General features: G+C 59.4%; 19 protein-coding genes and 3 pseudogenes. 7 read left to right on the top strand and 15 right to left on the bottom strand.

Annotated features, from left to right (window positions below; all coding sequences use genetic code 11):
• Nucleotides 1–9 precede the first annotated feature (9 nt).
• Nucleotides 10–858 carry a SurA N-terminal domain-containing protein gene (locus NV382_RS12875; protein WP_260597140.1) on the bottom strand — a complete coding sequence of 283 codons (849 nt, stop codon included), beginning with the start codon at nt 856–858 and terminating at the stop codon, nt 10–12.
• A 50-nt stretch (nt 859–908) separates the two neighbouring features.
• On the opposite strand from NV382_RS12875, the gene NV382_RS12880 reads away from it, so the two are divergent.
• Complete coding sequence (locus NV382_RS12880; protein ID WP_312026741.1) at nt 909–1,178, top strand: XrtV sorting system accessory protein; 270 nt, start codon at nt 909–911, stop codon at nt 1,176–1,178.
• On the opposite strand, the gene epsI is transcribed toward NV382_RS12880, so the two are convergent.
• Together epsI and xrtV are read right to left on the bottom strand one after the other, a co-directional pair.
• Nucleotides 1,175–1,825, bottom strand: a complete 651-nt coding sequence (epsI, locus tag NV382_RS12885) for an exosortase-associated protein EpsI, V-type (RefSeq protein ID WP_260597141.1) — start codon at nt 1,823–1,825, stop codon at nt 1,175–1,177. The two genes, NV382_RS12880 and epsI, sit on opposite strands and share 4 nt — an antisense overlap.
• A gap of 35 nt (nt 1,826–1,860) precedes the next feature.
• Nucleotides 1,861–2,739 (bottom strand): exosortase V, encoded by an 879-nt coding sequence (gene xrtV / locus NV382_RS12890; RefSeq protein ID WP_260597142.1) that lies wholly within the window; start codon nt 2,737–2,739, stop codon nt 1,861–1,863.
• Between the two features lie 300 nt (nt 2,740–3,039).
• Between xrtV and NV382_RS12895 the strand changes: the two genes are divergently transcribed.
• Together NV382_RS12895 and NV382_RS12900 are read left to right on the top strand one after the other, a co-directional pair.
• On the top strand, nt 3,040–3,996 hold the full coding sequence (locus NV382_RS12895) for a UDP-glucuronic acid decarboxylase family protein (RefSeq protein ID WP_418066693.1): 957 nt from the start codon (nt 3,040–3,042) through the stop codon (nt 3,994–3,996).
• Nucleotides 3,997–4,101: 105 nt separating this feature from the next.
• Nucleotides 4,102–5,487 carry a sugar transferase gene (locus NV382_RS12900; RefSeq protein WP_260597144.1) on the top strand — a complete coding sequence of 462 codons (1,386 nt, stop codon included), beginning with the start codon at nt 4,102–4,104 and terminating at the stop codon, nt 5,485–5,487.
• A 48-nt stretch (nt 5,488–5,535) separates the two neighbouring features.
• Here the strand turns inward: NV382_RS12900 and NV382_RS12905 are convergent, their stop codons facing one another.
• From NV382_RS12905 to NV382_RS12940, 9 genes and pseudogenes are all read right to left on the bottom strand, one after another.
• The gene (locus tag NV382_RS12905; RefSeq protein WP_260597145.1) at nt 5,536–6,054 is read right to left on the bottom strand and encodes a CAP domain-containing protein; all 519 of its coding nucleotides are present in this window, start codon (nt 6,052–6,054) and stop codon (nt 5,536–5,538) included.
• 83 nt (nt 6,055–6,137) lie between these two features.
• Complete coding sequence (locus NV382_RS12910; protein ID WP_260597146.1) at nt 6,138–6,776, bottom strand: L,D-transpeptidase family protein; 639 nt, start codon at nt 6,774–6,776, stop codon at nt 6,138–6,140.
• Between the two features lie 28 nt (nt 6,777–6,804).
• Nucleotides 6,805–7,485: a PEPxxWA-CTERM sorting domain-containing protein gene (locus NV382_RS19710; RefSeq protein WP_418066694.1), complete on the bottom strand. Its 681-nt coding sequence runs from the start codon at nt 7,483–7,485 to the stop codon at nt 6,805–6,807.
• Nucleotides 7,486–8,040: 555 nt separating this feature from the next.
• Nucleotides 8,041–8,598, bottom strand: coding sequence for a hypothetical protein (locus NV382_RS12915; protein ID WP_260597147.1), 558 nt, complete (start codon nt 8,596–8,598; stop codon nt 8,041–8,043).
• Nucleotides 8,599–8,823: 225 nt separating this feature from the next.
• Nucleotides 8,824–9,531, bottom strand: a complete 708-nt coding sequence (locus NV382_RS12920) for a PEPxxWA-CTERM sorting domain-containing protein (RefSeq protein WP_260597148.1) — start codon at nt 9,529–9,531, stop codon at nt 8,824–8,826.
• A gap of 362 nt (nt 9,532–9,893) precedes the next feature.
• Entirely contained in the window at nt 9,894–11,000 is a 1,107-nt protein-coding gene (locus NV382_RS12930) for a PEPxxWA-CTERM sorting domain-containing protein (protein ID WP_418066695.1), read from the bottom strand.
• Nucleotides 11,001–11,715: 715 nt separating this feature from the next.
• A complete protein-coding gene (locus NV382_RS12935) occupies nt 11,716–11,895 on the bottom strand; it encodes a hypothetical protein (RefSeq protein ID WP_260597149.1) in 180 nt (59 codons plus the stop codon).
• Nucleotides 11,896–11,951: 56 nt separating this feature from the next.
• Nucleotides 11,952–12,197, bottom strand: a pseudogene (locus NV382_RS19715) (transposase); the annotation flags it as partial.
• Entirely contained in the window at nt 12,115–12,378 is a 264-nt protein-coding gene (locus NV382_RS12940) for a hypothetical protein (RefSeq protein WP_260597150.1), read from the bottom strand. The pseudogene NV382_RS19715 and the gene NV382_RS12940, both read right to left, overlap by 83 nt.
• Nucleotides 12,379–12,650: 272 nt before the next feature.
• Between NV382_RS12940 and NV382_RS12945 the strand changes: the two genes are divergently transcribed.
• Nucleotides 12,651–13,703, top strand: a complete 1,053-nt coding sequence (locus NV382_RS12945; RefSeq protein WP_260597151.1) for a cell wall hydrolase — start codon at nt 12,651–12,653, stop codon at nt 13,701–13,703.
• Nucleotides 13,704–13,822: 119 nt separating this feature from the next.
• Here NV382_RS12945 and NV382_RS19720 read toward each other — a convergent pair whose 3' ends face one another.
• The 3 genes and pseudogenes from NV382_RS19720 to NV382_RS12955 form a co-directional block, all read right to left on the bottom strand.
• On the bottom strand, nt 13,823–14,077 hold the full coding sequence (locus NV382_RS19720; RefSeq protein ID WP_418066696.1) for an IS1096 element passenger TnpR family protein: 255 nt from the start codon (nt 14,075–14,077) through the stop codon (nt 13,823–13,825).
• Between the two features lie 47 nt (nt 14,078–14,124).
• Nucleotides 14,125–15,290, bottom strand: a pseudogene (locus NV382_RS12950) (IS3 family transposase).
• A 1,202-nt stretch (nt 15,291–16,492) separates the two neighbouring features.
• A complete protein-coding gene (locus tag NV382_RS12955) occupies nt 16,493–17,488 on the bottom strand; it encodes a DUF1996 domain-containing protein (RefSeq protein WP_260597152.1) in 996 nt (331 codons plus the stop codon).
• A 683-nt stretch (nt 17,489–18,171) separates the two neighbouring features.
• Between NV382_RS12955 and NV382_RS12960 the strand changes: the two are divergent.
• From NV382_RS12960 to NV382_RS12970, 3 genes and pseudogenes are all read left to right on the top strand, one after another.
• A pseudogene (locus tag NV382_RS12960) lies at nt 18,172–18,552 on the top strand (transposase); the annotation flags it as partial.
• Nucleotides 18,553–18,596: 44 nt separating this feature from the next.
• Complete coding sequence (locus NV382_RS12965) at nt 18,597–18,842, top strand: YozE family protein (RefSeq protein WP_260597153.1); 246 nt, start codon at nt 18,597–18,599, stop codon at nt 18,840–18,842.
• 346 nt (nt 18,843–19,188) lie between these two features.
• Nucleotides 19,189–19,797 carry a PEPxxWA-CTERM sorting domain-containing protein gene (locus tag NV382_RS12970; protein ID WP_260597154.1) on the top strand — a complete coding sequence of 203 codons (609 nt, stop codon included), beginning with the start codon at nt 19,189–19,191 and terminating at the stop codon, nt 19,795–19,797.
• The last annotated feature ends 124 nt before the right edge of the window (nt 19,798–19,921 follow it).

Below are 19,921 nucleotides of genomic sequence, written 5' to 3' on the forward strand. Positions count from 1 at the left end.
GGCGACGTCTTACTTCGGTGCCGCCGGGGGGGTGAAGCCTGGCTGATATTCGATCTTCGCCTTGGCGCGCGCATCCTTCAGCCGCTGCTGAACCACCGCGTCCAGCGCCTGCGCGCGCATCATCTGCACAGCCAGCGGCTGCGCCTGTTCGGGCGACAGCGGCGCGGTTTCCTTGCTGACGATCACGCTCGCCACTATGCCCTGCGGTGTCGGCACAATGAAGGGCTCGCCTGGCGGCAGCGCCAGCACCTGCTGCATCATCGCCGCGGGAACCTGGGCGGAATCGATCTTGTTCGCACCCCGAGCGACTTTGACTCCGCGGCCTTCGAGATATTGCGCAATTGCATCGAGCGAATGCAGATCCTTCATTTTGGCGATGACACTCGTGTCGCTGGGCGGCGTGAAGCGCAATTGATCGACGGTATAGATCGTACGGCCAGCAAAGTTGGTCGGATGGTCACCGATGAACTTGGTGATTGCCGCCTGATCAGGCACGCGCAGCGTGTCCTGTGCGCGCTTGGCGTAGAATTCCAGCAACAACCCTTGGCTCAGTTGGCGCTGACGGTTGAGGAAATCGGGATCTCGGTCCAGCCCTGCAGCCTTAGCCTGCTGTTCAAGCAGGCGCTTGTCGACCAATCGCTGGATGAGAATGCCCCGCGCCTTGTCCTTCTCGGCACCCTCAGGGATTTTAGCGTTGCCCAGTTCGGCATTCACCTCCTGCAGTGTGATCTCGTCGCCGTTGACGACGGCAGCGACCTGGCCAGTCGCCTTCTTTCCGCAGCCGCTCAGCGCCAGCGACAGCGCGAGGCACGAGATCAGGATCGGGGCAGGGGTCTTTAAGGGGGACATGGGGCGCATTGACGTTCCTCTGGAGATAGCGAATATTTTAGGATAGGGCGGCAACATTATTGCAGAAAGGCCCCGCCGACGTGGAAACTCCCTTTGATTGGATCACCTTGGCGTTGTTCGGGGGCTTGATCGTCCTGTTTCTCGAACGTTCGTCGAAGGCGGAGCCGAGCGATCACCTTTGGCAGTACATCATTCCCGCTATAGGTTGTGCGGTCGCCAATTACGCTGGCAATCATGGACAAACCCTTGTCGCGGTCGCGATCATCGTCGGAGTGGTCGCCTATGTTCATGTGGTACTAAAGCCGCTGGAGCTGTGGCGACGGCGCTAGGCCCTGCCAATCAGCAGTTGGCGGGCAGCCGGCGATGCGCTTTCGACCAATTGCGCGGCGAACGCCGCCAGGTCGGCCTGCGCCGCGGGCATGTCCGGCGCAAGCGTGGATAGCCTGACGAGGATACCATCAGGGATCATGCCGTCGAGGTTGGCACGTACCACTGCCATCCGCTGGTCAAGCCAGCTGGTTGGAAAGCTGTTGCCGATCCGCGTCCAGTACAGCACCTGCTCGGTCCGGCTAATACCATCGGCCGAGAAGATGTTGGCCGAAATACCGCCGCCTACGCCGTTGGGCACCTGTTCTACCTGGGTCGGCGACAGATGATAGCCGCCCGCCGGATAGCAGACCTCCGGCCTGTGGACCTGCAACATGCCATCCTGAACGTTGCTATAGGCAACCAGTAACATCATCGGCAGGCGATCGGGCGAGACGTAACTGCGGGTGACGAGCCCGCTGTAAAGCGCGTCGGACAAGGCGTCGGGCGGCGGCAGCACGATTCCGGACGCATCGCGATACGTCCAGTTGCCGATCTGTAGCGGGATCAGCTTGTCGAGTGCTTCCTTACGCACTGGTACCGCGATCGGCTCGGGCTGGCGGGCGATCGCGGCGCCCCCGACACCCAGTAAAGCGGTGCCTATCAGCATACTCCGTCGGTTAAGCAGTGACGAATAAGTAGAAGTCATGCCGTACTCCGGGCGGTGATGCGGCGCCAGATTGGTTCGATCACGCTGTCGAGTGCGAAGATCGTCAGCAGCGCAATAGTGAACATCGTCAGGCCGGCGAAATTGTGCAGGAAGCCCTGCGCGGTCGCATCGCCGGCATGATAGGTTAGCAGAATCAGGATCAGTACGCGGATGAAGTTGGTGAATATCGCCACCGGCAGGATCAGCAGAGTCAGCAAAAGCGCGTAGCGCCAGTCGGCCTGATGGCGGATATAGACGTAGAACAGCGAGATCGCGGTTAACGCGACGATCGAGTTGAGTCCTGAACAGGCGGCCGCGACGAGCAACTGGAATTGGCCGACCTGGATCGAAACTCCGGCGCTGCCGATCGGATAGCCGAATTGATAAAGGAAGGAGACCGCTGCATGCGAAATCGTCGTCTTGAGCGACCCGGTTAGCGCCGCGACCAATGTGTCCGGCAGCGGAAACATGAAAGCGAGATAGAGCAGCGGGAACCATAGCCGCCGCATCGCCGGCAAACCGATGACCGCATAGGTCGTCGCTAGCGCAACCGCATACATCAAATACCCCTGAATTTCGACGATCTGCGCGATGCGTGCGAGGAGGTAAAGCGGCAGGGTCACCAGCAGCACGATCGCCGCTAGCCCGGCGGGCGGCGGGGCGACCAGAGGCCGGGCCTCGGGCCACAATCGCCATAGCAGCCACAGACCGGTGAACAATACGATCGGACCATGCGCGCCCGATTCCGTGCTCCAGCTCACCCGCGCCACGAAGGCCATAGTCGGCACGATCACGAGTGCCAAACCGGCAAGCAACACCAGAGGCGCTATCGCTCCTGACGTGCTGTTACCTGTCGTGATTGCCGAGGTCGCCATTAACGTTATTTCCAGATCCTGGCTCTACTTCTTGCCGTGATATGATCGCAGCCCCCGCCCAATTCTTAGCATGCGCGATGCCCTTGGCCAAGCGACTAGGCGCGGCTTGGGGGGACGCGTTCCATTTCGATACTTTTGTTAAGATGGTAACTTTTTGGGCTGCGCGGCCATCCGAATGCGGCAGCATCCGTTGCTATGGCATAGGCACATCTCGATAGGGGCTTATCGCCCCTACGAGGCGCCGCTTGCCTTAGCGATCTTCCTCGCTCACGAGAGGAATCAACAGACTAACGGGGAAAAATGATGGCGCGACAATATGGCGTTCGCAAACGAGTGATGGTCACAGGGGGAGCGGGCTTTCTCGGGTCACATCTGATCGACCGGCTGATCGAACGGGGCGACGAGGTGCTGTGCCTCGATAATCTGTTCACCGGCACCAAGCAGAACATCGCGCACCTGCGCGATCATGACCGCTTCGAATTCATGCGCCACGACGTGACGATCCCGCTCTACGTCGAGGTCGACGAGATCTACAATTTGGCTTGTCCGGCTTCGCCGATCCACTACCAGCACGATCCGGTCCAGACCACCAAGACCAGCGTTCACGGGGCGATCAACATGCTTGGTCTCGCCAAGCGGACAGGCGCAAGGATCTTTCAGGCATCGACCAGCGAGGTGTATGGCGACCCCGTCGTTCATCCGCAGAAGGAGGATTATTGGGGCCATGTGAACCCGATCGGCCCGCGTTCCTGCTACGACGAAGGCAAACGCTGCGCCGAGACCCTGTTTTTTGACTATCGCCGCCAGCATAATCTCGGCATTAAAGTCGCGCGCATCTTCAACACCTATGGCCCGCGCATGCATCCATCAGATGGCCGCGTCGTATCAAACTTCATCGTTGCAGCGCTGAAGGGCGAACCGATCCCGATCTATGGCGATGGCTCGCAAACACGCAGCTTCTGTTATGTTGATGATCTGATCGAGGGATTCCTGCGGCTCATGGACAGCGCGGACGACGTCACCGGCCCGATCAACATCGGCAATCCCGGCGAATTCTCGATGCTCGAACTAGCCGAGAAGGTGATCGCGATAACGGGCTCCAAGTCGGAAATTAGCTACTTACCACTGCCGCAGGACGATCCGCGCCAGCGTCGCCCCGACATCAGCCTCGCGCACGAGAAACTGGGCTGGGCGCCGACGGTCGCGCTCGATCAGGGGCTCGAACGGACCGTCGCCTATTTCCGACAGCTCATGTGACGCCGTCCCGAACTGGTGCACTGGTATGATCGTCATTGTGGGTAAGTGTATAACAACGTTATTTCTGCGAACCGGCGAGCATCGCCATCAGGAGATCACCGGATCATGACGGCCCAGGTGACAGTGGAAGCAGACGACCTCTACATGGGACATAGTGGCCGCGCAGACACCCAAATGGTCCGCGCGGCGCTCTATCTTGTGCTCGCTTTGCTCGACACTGCGGTCGTCATCACGGCTTTCGGCTTGTCAGACGTAATCCGGCACCGCAGCGTCACCGACATGTTGACGATTAGCTATTGGCTTATCGTGCCCGTATTTATGGCTGTCAGCTTCTACGTCCGCGCCTATTCATATACGACCCTAATTGCTCGTCACCTCAGCATCTGGAAAGCGCTCACCGCGATCATCGGTGCGACCGCGATCACGATTATGCTGCTATTCGCCACCAAAAACAGCACCGATGTATCGCGTGTCGCCTTCTTCACCGGAACATTGCTGAGCATCGTCGGCCTCACTCTCGTCCGCTTGCCGCTGCCGTTGCTGATCAAGCGATTGGGCTCGAGCTTCTTCCGGCACGTGTTGATCGTCGATGGAAATTTCACCGAGAACATTCCACCTGATGTCGAACGGATCAACGTGGCGAGCTTCGGCATTCGTCCCGAAGTAACCGATCCGCTGATGCTGCATCGTTTCTCAAAGCTCGTCGCCGGTGCCGATCGGGTCACGGTATCCTGCGCGGTCCAGGATCGTGAGCGTTGGTCGTTTTATCTGAAAAGCGTTGACTGCCACGGCGAGCTGTTGGTTCCCGAACTGCACAGCCTCGAACCACTCGGCAATGCTCATGGTCTGGGTCTTGCGGGCGTGCGCGTGTCAATCGGCCGGATGGACATGCGCAATCGGCTGCTAAAACGCGGCTTTGACCTAAGCATTGCGGTGATCGCGCTGATCCTATTGGCCCCCGCGATGCTGCTGGTTGCGCTGGCAATCCGGCTGGAGGGGCCCGGCCCCGTACTGTTCCGCCAGCAGCGGATGGGCCGCACCAACCGCCTGTTTGAAGTGCTCAAGTTCCGAAGCATGTATGTGGAACTCAGCGACGGGCACGGCAACACTTCCACGGCTCGCGATGATCGGCGTATCACCCGCGTTGGCCGCATCATTCGCGCGACAAGCCTCGACGAGCTGCCCCAATTGCTAAATGTAATCGGAGGCAGCATGAGCCTAGTCGGGCCGCGCCCCCATGCGCTGGGCTCACGCGCTGGCGACAATCTTTTCTGGCAGGTCGACCGCCGTTACTGGCTGCGTCACACGATCAAGCCCGGTCTGACCGGGCTTGCACAGGTCCGCGGCTATCGGGGCTCTACCGACAATGAGGACGACTTGATCAAGCGGCTCGAGAGCGACATGGAGTATCTGACACATTGGTCACTGATGACCGACATCACGATCCTGGTACGGACGCTATTCGTGCTGTTGCACCGGAATGCCTATTAAAGGCGGTCCGCCTGCATGGGCAAGCGTCGGACATCCTAATGTCACACCTCAAAACGGCACGTCGCCTTCGTAATTGCCCGCCTTGCTGTACCGACATACGAGGACGTCCTGGCGCCGGCCATGCGCGAGAGCACATCCAACTGAATGAGTGGCCCGCCACATCAACTGCGTATAATGACCGACATCGGCGACGCGGCCGGTAGTGCTGTTCGCGGGAAAGTGCCCAACACGGAAGAAACGCTGCTCCCGCGCCCACGCATCGACCATGGCTTCTGGCGTGAAGCGTCCAGGCGTGCCGGCCCACAGATTCTCGCCTTCCGGCGCCGCATCGTTTTCGGGGGCATGCTGGAACGTCCCACTCGTCGCGAGATGATCGGCCCAGACCCGAGCCGACCGCGCCAGGGCGGGATCCCAGGTTAGCGGAGGGACGTCGAAGCGCGCGCGCTCATCGTTGTGCCGCGAAACAAGACGTGAAGCAAAACCGTCATTTGCTCCCGTCAGTGCCGGTGCGCCAACAAGCGCCAACAGAGCGAGCAACTGGTACCTGCCGAACACTCCGGAAAACATGCTGTCCTCATCCTTCGACAATCGAAAAATGAGTATGGCCTCCCGTCCTGACCGTGCGGTTAGAGAGGCTGGTAAACGCGGCTTTAAGCGTCGGTATCGAGCTCCGCACCAGCACTCGGCGGGGCAGGCAATATGATCGCGGTATCGCCCGGGCTGGCGACAGCGAACAGCTTGCGTGCAAAATCCGGTGGTATGCCGATGCATCCGTGCGTCGCGCGCCCGAGTTCGACCGTGCTGGCGTGAATGGCCACGCCGTCATGGGTCAGCCACAGCGTGTTCGGCATGTCTGCATCATACAGCGACGATCGGTGCATCCGTTCTTTGCCGAGGATCGGGAAGGTGCCCGAAGGCGTCGCCTTACCGTCGGAGCCGTAGACGATCACTGCGGTGCCGATCTCATCGGCACCGCGGAAGACTGAGATCAGTTGCCGGGGGAGGTCCACCCGGATCCAGATCGGTTTTGCGCTGACCGCGCGATCGTTCCAGACGAAATCGCCGAACGTCATCTTGCCGGGTAATGCGAGTAGGCTAGCGATGGGATGTCGACTGCCATCAGGTGCGACAAATACTGGCCGGGTGTTCGGGTCATAACGGATGCGGCCATCGACCGTAGCTTCGCCGCCAGTTGTCCGCCCGGCTGTCGCCCGTGCGGGAAGCTGCAGATTCTCAATCGTCTCGGGCGACTGTCGGCAGGCTGCCGCCATCATCGCCGCAATCGTCAACAGAATCGCGCTTCGCGCTAAGATAATTCTATCGCGCCTCATGAAACTGGAGATTGAGCTGCCGTCGCCGCATTATGCCGCCAATAGCGAAGAACCCGAGGACGAGCATCCCCCAGGTTGCAGGCTCCGGCACCGCGGGCGGTGGCGTGACAGTATCGCCGTCACCCGGCGTACCCCCAGTGCCAGGACCTCCGCTTCCACCGCCCGGGCCAGGCAAGACCCCGCCGCCAGCCGCCCCGGTTGGGACGAACACTCCACCCGTGCCAGTGGGAACGGCAGCGTCGAGCAAAGCATCATCAGTCGGTTGCGACGGTGCGGGCTCGAACACACTATCGGGCGCGCTAAAGGGGACGACGACGGGCGTATTGCTTGGCAGCACAGGCGCCCCAGGGTGCCGACGCACGGACGTCAGGACACGCTCGTCCGGCGGGCCGACGTCAAAGCCCGTGCGAGGCTGTTTTGTGTTGAAAAGCCTACCGTAACGACGACCGCCAGGCGAGCGGGCATCGAACAAGCTGTCTGGATCGGCAGGGTGAGCCTTGGGGGTGGCAGCGACATTGTACGACGGACTGGTGAGCGCCTCGCCGGCGCCGACGATACCGAACACGCTTGTGCCCACGGCGACGAACCCCGTTGTAATCGGCCATCGCTTAGCGATTGAGGCCGTCCAGCGGATGCTATGTCGGATTAAATGCAGCTTGCTCTCCATCGCTTAATAACTCCTATTCCTCCCTATGGTTGCGCCGTCCTTAACCTGCAGGCGCAATCAGCTCTTACCGTCGGCTGCTCACCCGACGAAGCCCGCCTCCAGTGTCACAAGGAAACTTTCGGGAAAGAGACACTAGCTCAGAAAAGCAATCTTGACCACGTATTACACGATCGTCGCTCGAAGGCGCCGACAGGGCGTAAAGGCAAAATGCACGATTTATTTTGGGACATTCAGACCGTTGGGAATTTGCCCTATACTTAACAGAATATCTTAACGATGCGGGATGACTCATTGATGGGGTAGAGGCGATCTGACGCAAGTTCTGCGACAAAACGGGCATTTTTGACCTGTACGGGGCAACGGATAAGCAGATGATGCGTCTGAGGCAGTATCTTCTCCAAGCGTCCATGACAGGGCGCCGACCAAGACCAGCGGGATGACTTTCATCAGCCGCATTGGGCTCCAACGCGATTTTTGTAAGTCCCGAGCCTGAGTTGGTGCATCGCTCATTTCTAGATGATCAAAGCGGACGCAATCTGATGGACGCGGACTTCGTCACGTCCCCGCGCGGGCCAGTAGCAATTCGCTAGGAATCAAAAGCATTCTGGCCCGGATGGTCATTGGGGTGGCGGCGGGAAAAAGGGCCAGTGTCGCTCGTGCCGTCGCTTCTGTGCCGACGTTGACCGCCAAGGTCAGGACATCTCCGCGGAACAGCACCTCTATGTTAACCGTGCGCCAAGCCGTTTGAACGTCGATTTGTTCGATGTCCGCAAAGCTTCGCTTATGAGTCCGGAGCACCCGATATTCTAGGCCCCTGGGCCCAATGGCGAATAATGGGTTTGCACTGTTGGTCGCGACAGCAAACACAGGAGGCATTCCACGCACGCCGGCGAATGTCGCTTTCACCGAGATCACCTTGCCGCCGTCGGCGGTCCTGCCCCCGAAGTCGCTGCCATTGCACGCTGTCGCTGCTCTCAGAACCATGAAAAGCATGCAGAGTACCAGCACAAGCATCATGAGCGAAAGCGGCTGGAGAAGGATGGCGATGACTGCCTCGCCTGCTGAACGCGACATGGCGTAGACATCTCCAAATGTGAACAGATCGGTGGCCACCGCCCATCATACGCTCAGATTGGTTGGTTCTTGATCGAGGTATTAGTCGCGTGCGCCGTTGCAATAGCGATACTGTTCACGGGGGGAATGTGCCTCCATTGCGGCTCTTCGCGGCGCAATGCGCGTGCGGTGGTCTCCGCGTCAGGTATCATCAGCGTTCGCTCAAAAGAGAAGGGCCGCCATCTCTCGGGATGACGACCCAGTACTCTCTCGTCTAACGGCTGATCAGGCGTAGGCAACAGTCGTACGGACCTTAGGACGACGGCGCATCGCACCACCAACGACACCGAAGCCCAGGATCATCATACCCCAAGTTGCGGGCTCGGGGACAGCGGCAAGAAGAGGGGTAACGTTACCGTTGATTGAAACCGGCGTGTTAGTGCTGCCAGGTGCATAATTCTCCACGCGGAAGGTTCCGCCAGAAGCGATCGTACCGCCGTTTGCCGACGTTTGATTGGCTGCCGTCAAACGGAATTCAATGCTGCTCAATGCCGTAAGCGGGCCGAACGAAATGCTTTGGAAAAGATCATTTGTCCCCCGCTGTGCAAATGACGCGATCGTCATGAATGCGCCATTATCAACAGACGCGAGCAAATTAACAAAGCCCGGTCCGGTGCCTGACGATCGGGTGCCAAGCAGAATTTGGCTTACAGATGCACTGAAGCCCGAGTTCAGATTGAGACCGAAGCTGAAATAGTCAGTTGCCTGAGCGTTAAATCCGTTCGCGTTGATCGAATCACTTCCGCTTGGTGAAGCGAGCCCCGCCCCGCGGGTGAACGATCGGCCGGTCAGCCCATCCGCCACGTTGCTGGCGGCGGTGAATGGCTGGTTGCCCGGCGCGCCGGTAAAATCATACTGTATGAGCGTTGCAGCACTTGCAGGCGCTCCAAGGAGAGCGGCTCCGGCAAACGCCGCTGCATGTATCATCTTCATGGTGTCAAATTTCCCGTTCGTTAAGATCGCGTTAATTCCCTTGCAGGGAATTGTGAAGCCTCTGTGACAAGGTGGCTTCTAATTTCCGCCTTCCATCACGACAGCAGCTCCTAGTCGTTTAGCTAACCTACGAAAAAGGAATCCTATGAGGTGACACAAGCTATCTAGGCGTGTACCGTGCCGATCTCGTCGATATCGCTGCTGCTGTCGTAGCTGCGACACCGCTTCGCGAAGACAGCGCCCATGCAACGCACGGTGCGGGTGATTTACTGAAGATACCGCATCATCGGACGGTACCGGGCACGCAGCGACAGACCGCCAGCCTTTCGGCCAGCGGCCCCCTCTTCATGTTACAAACGAGCTTATGCGTACCCGACAATCGTCTTAAGCGATTTACGACGGCGCATGGCAAAGCCGATGATCCCAAAACCCGTCAGCATCATCGCCCAGGTTGCGGGCTCGGGCACCGGCGCTAGTGTTGCAACCGTACCATTTAGATAACCATCGATGAAGTTACGGTTGTACGAGACGAGAGTGTTGCCGCCGATCTCACCAACCGATGAGTTGGTGCAGTTTGCTAGGTTCGTCGTGACCACAGTACTTCCGGTGTTATTGTAAGGATCTGTCGAGCTCCCACCGCAATATCCGTCAAAGATACCGCCTGTAATTCCAAAGGACGTTACCGAGACGATCTTTCCGTTAATGAACTCTGGCCCGCCAGAATCACCGGGAGAGGCCGCAGACTCTCCTAGAACCCCGCGCTGAACGTAGCCGTCGTTGCGACCAAATACGTCGTGGGCGGCAGTGCCGTCATCGAAGTCGTACAATACAACGCCTTCACTCGAGCCACTGAAGATGTCGCTGCCGTAATATTCGTAGATGTTGCTACCCAAACGTTTTCGGTAGTCACTCGTCACTCCAACGTTCGTGCCACGCGGCCCGCCCACGGTGCCGGCACCTACCTCGGTATATTGCTGGAACGGGTCGCCGGTGAACAGGCCGTATTTTTCGTAGCCGGTAGTGTCACCGGTAATTGTGAACGCTGCGACATCGTTGCCGCCCGCCAATCCTGTGACCGCGTAATCTGGGTGTATTGCAAAGGCACTTGCGCTGAAAATCTGGGTTTCTGCCGCACGACGATCACCGAACGACGGCAGATAAAAAGCAATCGAGGTGATCGGATCGCCAGCGTCAGTCGAGAGACAATGTGCCGCCGTCAGGACAGTGCCGCCACCAATAAGTGAACCGGTGCAAACTCCTCCCAGGCCGGTCGTTGCCGTTGAAACGGTCGAAATGAAGAGCGAGCCAACACCGCTGTAACCTGACGTCCTGCTGGTGTTGACTTGGTCAACCGTGGTGTAGGTCATGTAACTCTTAGCCAGGTCGCCCGCCACATACTTGGTTGCTGAGGCATTGCTAGCCAGCAGCAAGCCGGCAACTGCCAGCGCAACCTTCATCGACTTTTTCATCAGCCCACCTTTTTTGCCATGACGCGTGATTCGCTTTTGCAATAGCTCGAAGCTGACAAATTGGGCGGCCGTATGCAAGTATGTTAATTAAATGTTAATTTGTGACCGGACCATCTACGATACTGCCCGGCTCAAAGAGGAAAATCAGATGCTGACAGTGTTTTTGATTACTGTGGCAGCTTTGGACCACGCCGGCAGTAGGCGACCAGTGCCTCGTGCTAATCCGAACGCCGCGTGTCGTGAGCCGGACGGGCGCATAAGGTTGGGCTGCTTGCCTGCTGGCACTCTCCGGGCATTACCGTCGGCCGAGGTGCCAGGCAAAAATCTCAAAAAAGGATCTGGTCCGCACCGCCAGCAGAAACAGTTGCCGTAGCCACAATTCTCTCCGTGGGAGAGGAGGGGGCGACCTTGTCGGCGCCTCAGTATACCCGCAGACGTAGGGATGTTCTAAGCGCGATCTTCATACTTGTGCAATCGCGATACCATGACGAATATCGGTCGGTTCGACTCTTAACCGCCGGGACGAGCGACAGGCGCATTCCCTGATCTACGGTGAGTCGCTGCAGTTCGCTGTGGTAATCTGCGCAGGCAAGCCCCCGACCCACCTTCTGTCATCTCGCAACCGATATACTCGATTCGTTAGAAAGCCGTCGTAATCCGCAAAGCGGGGATCGTCGCCTTTGAGCGACAAATTACCGTTACCTTCTGCCGAGGACTAGGCCACGTGGACAAAGGGCAGCCAGAGCGTAACTGAGGCGAGCGCGCCGAAGCCGAGGTAAGATTCTGCGGTTTTGTCATAGCGAGTGGCGACACGACGCCAGTTCTTGAGCTTGCTGAACAAGCGCTCGGCGAGATTGCGCCAGCGGTATTTCTCGCGGTCATGCGGGATCGGCATGCGGCGGTTGCTCTCTTGGCTGGAGTGACCGTCTCGACATCTGCCTTGGCGAGTTCCTCGCGGATGGAGTCGGCGTCATAGCCCTTGTCGGCGAGCAGCGCCTCGACGGGGTCGGCCAGCATCCCCAATAACGGACCAAAGCCCTTCACGTCGTGAGCCTGTCCCGGCGTCAGGACGAAGCATAGGGGACGGCCCTGACCATCGAAGTGGGCGTGCAGCTTAGTCGTGAAGCCGCCTCGCGATCGGCCAAGCCCCTCGGTTTCTTGATCCCTTTTCGACGCCGACGGCGCAGTGGTGTGCACGGACCACGGTGCTGTCGATCATGTCGGCGGTGGTATCCTCCCGCTCGACCACGGCGGCGAGCCTCTCCAGCATGGCTTCGGACACGCCCGTCACGACCCAGCGGCGGTAGCGCCGAAACACGCTGTTCCACTTGCCGTATTCATCCGCCAAATGCCCCCACTGCCCGCCCGTCCGCGCCATCTACATCATGCCTTAGAAATAGGGCCGATTATCGCCTGCAGGTCGACAGCCACGGCCACGTTCCGCTGGCAGCAGTGGAGCAATCAGCGCCCACTCACTATCGGAAATCCCGATCCGCTCGCCCATGCCGCCTCCAAAAAGCAGCCTTGAATCAACCGATCAGTCGATCGTCAACCTTTGTCCACGTGGCCTAGCACGATCAGGTTGTCCCAGGACGAGACTGGATCTTCGCTGCCGAAATGCGCGGCTTCTGCTACGGGCGCGCATCAAACATGAGAAAATATTACGCCTTTTGCGCCGTGCTCATCGTGACCGCGAGCGTCATCGCCGCTACGCTGGTACGCACGTGGTTGGCACCGCGGCATAGTTCCGCCGCGACAACACAGCAAACCAACGCGATCGTCCGCAAGGCTTCGGAAGCTGTTCGCCTTGTCGACTTACCAGTAGTCGCACCCGTGCAATACCTTCCGATCACAGCCAGCGAAGCACTCGCTTTGAATGCAAAACAATTGCCTGCCGGGAACGTTGGTCCCCCGGCTGCACCATTTCGTGATGCAGACACTCCCGCAAACCTCGCTCGTGCAGCCAAATGCCTCACTGAAGCCGTGTATTACGAAGCTGCTTCGCAGGAGCTTGCCGGCCAACGCGCGGTTGCCCAGGTCGTGTTAAATCGCGTCCGCAACCCAGCTTTCCCGGCGAGTGTATGTGGCGTTGTCTATCAAGGTGCAGAGCGGGTCACCGGTTGCCAGTTCACCTTCACTTGCGACGGTTCACTTTCCCGCACGATATCGAAGCGAGCATGGATGCGCGCTCAGCAGGTAGCGACCGCGGCGTTGGCCGGCTTTGTTTTCAAACCTGTTGGTTATTCCACGCACTACCATGCCAATTGGGTGGTACCCTACTGGGCTTCGTCGTTGGTACGAGCCACCAGTATCGGAGCACACATTTTCTACCGCTGGAGTGGAAGATGGGGAGAATCCAAGGCTTTCCAGCAACGATATGCCGGCATTGAACCGGAAACTACATGGACACATTCCGCACGTGAGGTCGCGGGCTCCTTGAACACGGATGCTCTCGCTCCTCTGAGTACGCCCGTTGCCGAACTGGCCACGAAGACCATCCCAGTAGACGATCTAAAGATTTACTCCTCCCTAGCTGCTGATCGCGCCATGCGCGGCAGCACCTTGCGGTTAGATGAGAGACCAGCAAGGCTCATTGCCTCGTTGGAGTCCAAGCCGCAGATAGTATTGGACCCTTTTCCGGGCGGTCGCAGTGCCTCGCCAGGTGAGCAGCGCAGAACCGAAGCAGGTAAGCGCGGTCGGTAGGCCGTTAGTTATTTCGGTCGGTTCTTTTGGTAGGCGGCCTGGCCGTATGGCGACGGGTGGTATGGCGGTGACGCGCGCTTGGTGAAATGCTCGTCCATGTCGTCGGAATTATAGGACTGCTATACCAGTCGCAGTAAGGTCGTGGTCCTCGTGGGTGGGGCGGCCATGGGGTCCAAGAACATCTCGTATCGGGGATAAGCCGCCGATGCCTTCGGGCGGGCAGCGCCGCTCGTCGGCGACAAAGCGGGGTACTTGACGTCCGGCTCGCCGCGACCGACCGTCTCGGCGACGATGTGTCGCCAGTCGTCTCCCATGTCGTAGGTGTAGACGAGTTCTCGCACATCCCATGTCAATGAAGGCGGCGATGGGCTCATCGACCCGGCACCAAACCGTAGGTGAAATGTGACGTGACCCCCGCCTTTCACCCAGCGGCAACCAGAGACCGACCGTTGTTGTCGCGCAGGAGCGCGGGTGAAGCAACGGCCGGGTTTAAGCCCGCCCGTTGCTTTTCGAGTTCGGCGGTGAACGCCGCTGGTGTGGCGTAGCCGAGCGAGGAGTGCGGCCGCTCGGTGTTGTAATCATCGACCCAGCGCGCGAGGATCGAGCGCGCCTGGCGGACTGTGAAGAACAGCGTCTCGTTGAGCAGCTCGTCGCGCATGCGACCGTTGAAGCTCTCGACGAACCCGTTCTGCGTAGGCTTGCCTGGTGCGATATAGTGCCACTCGGCGCCGGCATCGCCCGACCATGCGAGCACTGCGTCCGAGGTCAGTTCGGTCCCGTTGTCGCTGACGATCATCCTGGAGGCGCCGCGCTCGGCGACCAGGTCGCCCAGCTCGCGCACCACCCGCTTGCCCGAGATCTACGTGTCGAGCACCGCCCGCAAGCATTCGCGCGTTACGTCGTCGACGATGTTGAGGATGCGGAACCGCCGCCCCGTAGCCATCTGATCGTGCACGAAGTCCAGGCTCCAGCGCTGGTTGGGCAGCGCCAACACCGGGGCCGGCGCCCGCGCGCCGGCGGCGCGCTTTCGTCCCTTCCGGCGACGCACTGTCAGACCTTCCTCGCGGTAGAGCCGCTGGGTCTTCTTGCGGTTGATTGTGATGCCGTCCCGGCGCAGCAGGATATGCAGTCGCCGATAGCCGAACCGCCGACGCTGCTGCGCCAAGTCACGCAGACGCGACCGCAGGTCGCCATTATCCCCCCGACACGAGCGATACCGCATGCTCGTGCGATCCGCTCCGACGACCATACACGCCCGCCGCTCGCTCATCCCCAGCGTCGTCTGGAGATGCGCGACCGCTTCCCGCTTCGCGGCGGGCGTCACCATTTCTTTGACAGCAGGTCCTTCAGACCTGCGTTGTCCAGCATTGTGTCCGCCAGCAACCGTTTGAGCCGGGCGTTCTCTTCCTCAAGCGCCCGTAGACGCTTCGCGTCGGACACCTCCAGACCGCCGAACTTGGCCTTCCAAGCGTAATAGGTGCCGCTAGACATCCCGTGCCGGCGACACAGATCCGTCACCACCGCACCTGCCTCGGCTTCCTTCAGGATGCCGATGATTTGCTCTTCAGAAAACTGCTTCCGCTTCATCTGTCCGTCCCTTTCCGGGGTCGGACTCTAGCTCCAACTGGAGGAAAAAAACGGGGGTCACGTCAAATGTGGTTCAAGACGATGGGCAGGAATGCGACGGTTCGGTACTCACGCCGCCTGCCTGATAGGTTCGCAGGACCAATTCAGCGGCATGAGCCGCCCAGCAACTGGCGGCCCAATCGTCGAGTTGGACATGCGTGAGCCCACGACCGACTAGTGGCGTCGGCGCTTTCTCTTGGATTGCGTCGCAAGCTGGGCAAGAAGCGCCCCGCAGGCCAAAACGCTCGCTGATGATCAGTCGCCATAGGAACGGACAGCCATCAGTTGAGGCTCTTTATACTTGACCAGCCTTGTGAACGCCCGTTCACATCAGTCGATAACTCCCATGTCTGACCTTTTACAGTGTCTAAAAGCACGGTTCGACTACCCACCTGAACGACCTGGTATCGGGCCACATCCGAACGCTCAGCGTTTGAGGACAAAGGTCGGTCACACGCGGAAAGGCTTGCCAGCGCGCCTAGTAGCATCAAACACTTTTTCATAGGGTCTCCGTTACGCCATATTTGTTCTTCAAACAGGCACCTACGGCTATCTTATCACTTTATGCTCAGTAAACGCGACCCGCCAATGGGCGCCATTCACGATTACAAAATGCCTAACCGCGGCATGGCTTGCCAGAGAAAGCAGCCTGGGTTGTTTCGTGAAGGGCAGGCTACCAACGGCTGGCTTTTTGCTCCCCTATGTTCAGCGCACACAGGCGTTCGTTGGCTGCTTTGTTGCTGGCGCATCCACCATGGTCGTCCCTTTTGGCAATGGCCAGAACGTGACGCTTGGCGTTCGATGCTTGGTATTGCGCACATTCGATTGAACGCGAGGAGGCAGTGCCTCAGGTCGTGCTGAAAGTGAACTTATCAACACGTCGTGCTTGATTAAATACGAGGTCTTGCCCGGAACGATCATCATGCCCGGGATATGACGGCGCAATTCACGGCTTGAAGGGTCCCGCCAGTCGCTACCTGCACTCCTTGGCGGGGCGGGTGGGTACAGCCGGATCTTCTCGAGCACGGGCGATATTGTGTGCGTCCTTTGTTTAAGCCAGATTTGCAGCAAATGGAGCTGTTGCCGCTCACCCGGCACCTTGCCTACCGCATACCTTCATTTTTCGTTAATAGAGCCTCTGCTCACTCTGCTGCAGCAGACAATTATCGAGCTAGCGCATCTATCAGTCGCGGCGACGCCAGCACTGGCAGTAGTCCGCGCTTGAGCATGGTGCCATCGCCGAGCACGCCATCCGAACAGTCGCGCATCTTACCGATGCACTCGCGCTCCCAGATGGCACGCGTTGGCGGATCCCAGCCCTCCATGTAGTCGGCGTGGAAGGTCGAGCCCCCGGCCATGTTCATGCCGCTCATGCGGTCAGAGGAGAACCAAGCCTCGCCGTCGCTCTTCTCGATCGTGTAGACGATTCCCTGCGTCAACTCGGGGAGCACGTACGGATGGGTCGTCGGGCATTTTTCATAGCCCCAATCGCCGTAGCTTGTATGTGCGACATGAGAGCGGTGATCGGCGCTGTCGAGTTGGCCGTTCCAGCACGAGCCGAAGTTGATCGCGGCCATGATCTGGCCCGCACCACCACAGTCGGTGACAGCCTCGGCGAACGTACCGCGGTGATCCGATGGCTTGCCAGGCGAGATGCACCGGAAGTGGAACGTCATGTTCTCCGGCTGAGCCTGCCCCATCCGCTTCATGTCATAACCTGAGACAACGCGCAGGCCAGTCGGCAGGCCAACGCAGCCCTTGGCTGCCATGCGGAGGCACTCCGGGTCGCTGTCCGGGCGGCGCTTGTAATAGATCGACATGTAATCGGGCACGATCACCTTGCCCGCCGCATTCATCAACGCCGGGATCCAATATGCCGATCGGTTGAGCATATCCGAACAGGTGCTGTCGCCGCTCGTGCGCAGGCTGGCGTAGGTCGACGCATAGTTGCCGCCTGTGTTCCCATACCATTGGTGGAGATGCGGCGACGCCCCCTTCTGGCCTGGATAGAGGATCGGATCGTCATAGTTCAGCTGCCCCGGCGAACAGATGAAGCGGAACGCACCAACCACATCGGGTGCCATGCTCTTGGGAATGCCGTACCCCGGCACAATCAACGGTGCCGTAGTGAAATTACTTGCGATCGGAGTGACTGTCATGGGCTGCGCGACTGACGGCTCGGGAGTAGGCGACGCCGTTGGTGTCGGTTCAGGTGTAGGCACAGGCGCTGGGGTGGGTGTGACGCCGGCGGGCACAGTGAGAACGGGCTCTCCCCCCTGAGGGGTGGCCCCGCCTCCTCCCCCGCCGCACGCGCTTAACGTGATAAGGAGCAGCGGCCGAGCCACATGCGATCCCAAGCGCCGATGCATTTTTGTGAGCCAAGTGCAGTTTTGAAGCTGTGCCATGGCAGCTGCATGGGCCTGCACTCGTTAACTTGTGGTATGGCTTGCCGTGACATGCCCCCATTTTCGGATAGATTGGGCGAATTCCTAAGCTGAACCCGAAGCCGATGGTCACTGACCGCCGTTGCGTCTCGATGTTAGCCTGATTCGAAACTGGTAGCCAACCACCAGCGCCCGAGCGGGTTTTGACAGCCGCCACCTTCGAGCTGCCTTTGCAAGGGTCGCCCAAGCGGCAAAGTAGGTATAGCGAAGGTCGATTTTCGTAGAAGTTTTTACCAAAGTGCTTCGATAGGAAGCGCCAATTTCCCGACCCTTGGTCAGTTGGGGGAGGCCTTGGGTCGGCAGCAGTCCGATGTTGCTTTGGCACCTAGAAACGGTGAGCTGCTCCCTTCTGAGTGGTCCATCGACTATGACCATCTGGATCGAGGAAGGAACGCCGAATGCCTGCCAAGAAACACAAGCCGAGGAGATCATCGGGAAGCTGCGTGAGGTTGAGATCATGCTCGGTCAGGGCGGCACGACCGCCGAGGCGTGCCGGCGGATCGCCGTCAGCGAGCAGACTTACGATCGCTAGCGCAAGGAATATGGCGGCCTAAAGTCGGATCAGGCTCGGCGGATGAAGGATTTGAAGAAGGAGAACCTGCGGCTACGCCGCGCGATCTCCGACCTGACGCTGGACAAGCTGATCTTGCAGGAGGCGGCACGGGGCGAATTCTGAGCCCGCGCGGCGCCGACGCTGGATCTACCAGTTGAAAGAGGTGTTGGAAGTATCGGAGCGACGGGTGTGCCGAGTGCTCGGCCAGCACCGGTCGACACAGCGCTTGGGTAGGCCACGCGACACTAACGCCGACAATCGAGGGGCACCATGACAGAAACCAGCAACCCGGCGAGTTATCTCGCCAAGCGTGAGACCTACGGCAAATGGCTGCTGGCGCAGCGCGACCGCGGCGATTGGGTGAACGATCTGGCAAACGCAGCCCGCGCTGATCGTACGTTCCCGAAGGAGGGCGACCCGGAAGCCGTGCGCGCGCACCTGCGCAAGCAGCAGGCGGACAGCTACGTGTTCCAGGCGGTCGATGATGCGGAGGCGGACTGGCAGAGCCTGCGATGAGCCGCACCCGCAAAGCTTGGAGCGATGAGGACGTGGCCCTGCTTAGCGCCTTGGCGAGTGAGGGCGTCGGCCTGCCAATGATCGCGCTGCGGCTCGAACGGACTAAGTTAGCAGTGCTTAATTACTCTAAGTCGATGAAGATAAAAGTGAGGCCGCGCTGAACGTGCGGACACGGAACGCGCTGCGCGACACCGATTGAACCCTCGCTCGCGCGACTGCCGTCCCGAGACGTTATGCCCGGCCGATGGAGGATTGCACTTAGCTGCCGCCAAATTCGATTTCGGTGCCACCGAAGCTTCACAATCAGGCCGTAATGGTTATCTGTACGTTAACCGGTAGGTGTTTTATGAACAAGTCTTTCGTTGCAATAGGTTCCCTGCTGCTCGCCTGTTCGGGCAATGCCGCACAGGCTGCCAAGATTCTCGACTCCTATAACCTGCAGGCCTACAAAGGTTCAGAGCTTGTCCTCAGCGGCAGCTTTTCCGTTCTCCACGACGACCCGGCGACGGTCTCGGTGTATTCGCAGACGGCGACGCTGCAATCGGTCAATCTCACGCTTGGCTCGACCACCTTCACTGCCGCAAATGCGGCTCTGTTCAAGAACACTTCGCCGTTCTCATACAACGATAAGGATCTCTACCAGCTTTACGGCATCGTCGGTGCAGGTCTTGGCCGCAGCACCGGCGTGGGGGGCGCGACTGATGACTTTAGCCTGACGTTTAATCCTTATACGGGTGCCGTCGCTAATCTCCTTTACGCCAAGGCGAATCCAGCGACCAGCGGCACGTTTGCCGATCGCGTCGTGCTTACGCCCGCAGCGGGTGCCGTCCCCGAACCCGCAACCTGGGCGATGATGATCCTCGGCATGGGTGTAGTCGGCTTTGCGATGCGCCGTCGCATGAAGGTCTCCGAGGTAAGCTTCACCAACAAGGTTCGCGCGATCGCCGCTGTGTAATCGCTTTCACTCAGCGAGGCAGAACAGAGCCGCTAGTCGAAAGGCTGGCGGCTTCTTGCTCGGTGTTGATCCGCTGAGCTAGATGTGCGCGGGTTGCGCATCAGCACGGTCAAGCGCACCTTGC

The organism is Sphingomonas endolithica, assembly GCF_025231525.1.
Lineage (GTDB): Bacteria > Pseudomonadota > Alphaproteobacteria > Sphingomonadales > Sphingomonadaceae > Sphingomonas > Sphingomonas endolithica.

Excerpts from the sequence above, each read along its gene's own strand:
- NV382_RS12895 (WP_418066693.1), top strand. The coding sequence starts at position 3,040 with ATGATGGCGCGACAATATGGCGTTCGCAAACGAGTGATGGTCACAGGG.
- NV382_RS12930 (WP_418066695.1), bottom strand. The coding sequence starts at position 11,000 with ATGAAAAAGTCGATGAAGGTTGCGCTGGCAGTTGCCGGCTTGCTGCTG.
- epsI (WP_260597141.1), bottom strand. The coding sequence starts at position 1,825 with ATGCTGATAGGCACCGCTTTACTGGGTGTCGGGGGCGCCGCGATCGCC.
- NV382_RS12965 (WP_260597153.1), top strand. The coding sequence starts at position 18,597 with ATGACAGAAACCAGCAACCCGGCGAGTTATCTCGCCAAGCGTGAGACC.
- NV382_RS12945 (WP_260597151.1), top strand. The coding sequence starts at position 12,651 with ATGAGAAAATATTACGCCTTTTGCGCCGTGCTCATCGTGACCGCGAGC.
- NV382_RS12900 (WP_260597144.1), top strand. The coding sequence starts at position 4,102 with ATGACGGCCCAGGTGACAGTGGAAGCAGACGACCTCTACATGGGACAT.
- NV382_RS12955 (WP_260597152.1), bottom strand. The coding sequence starts at position 17,488 with ATGACAGTCACTCCGATCGCAAGTAATTTCACTACGGCACCGTTGATT.
- NV382_RS12940 (WP_260597150.1), bottom strand. The coding sequence starts at position 12,378 with ATGGCGCGGACGGGCGGGCAGTGGGGGCATTTGGCGGATGAATACGGC.
- NV382_RS19710 (WP_418066694.1), bottom strand. The coding sequence starts at position 7,485 with ATGGAGAGCAAGCTGCATTTAATCCGACATAGCATCCGCTGGACGGCC.
- NV382_RS19720 (WP_418066696.1), bottom strand. The coding sequence starts at position 14,077 with ATGAGCCCATCGCCGCCTTCATTGACATGGGATGTGCGAGAACTCGTC.
- NV382_RS12905 (WP_260597145.1), bottom strand. The coding sequence starts at position 6,054 with ATGTTTTCCGGAGTGTTCGGCAGGTACCAGTTGCTCGCTCTGTTGGCG.
- NV382_RS12920 (WP_260597148.1), bottom strand. The coding sequence starts at position 9,531 with ATGAAGATGATACATGCAGCGGCGTTTGCCGGAGCCGCTCTCCTTGGA.
- xrtV (WP_260597142.1), bottom strand. The coding sequence starts at position 2,739 with ATGGCGACCTCGGCAATCACGACAGGTAACAGCACGTCAGGAGCGATA.
- NV382_RS12875 (WP_260597140.1), bottom strand. The coding sequence starts at position 858 with ATGCGCCCCATGTCCCCCTTAAAGACCCCTGCCCCGATCCTGATCTCG.
- NV382_RS12935 (WP_260597149.1), bottom strand. The coding sequence starts at position 11,895 with ATGCCGATCCCGCATGACCGCGAGAAATACCGCTGGCGCAATCTCGCC.
- NV382_RS12970 (WP_260597154.1), top strand. The coding sequence starts at position 19,189 with ATGAACAAGTCTTTCGTTGCAATAGGTTCCCTGCTGCTCGCCTGTTCG.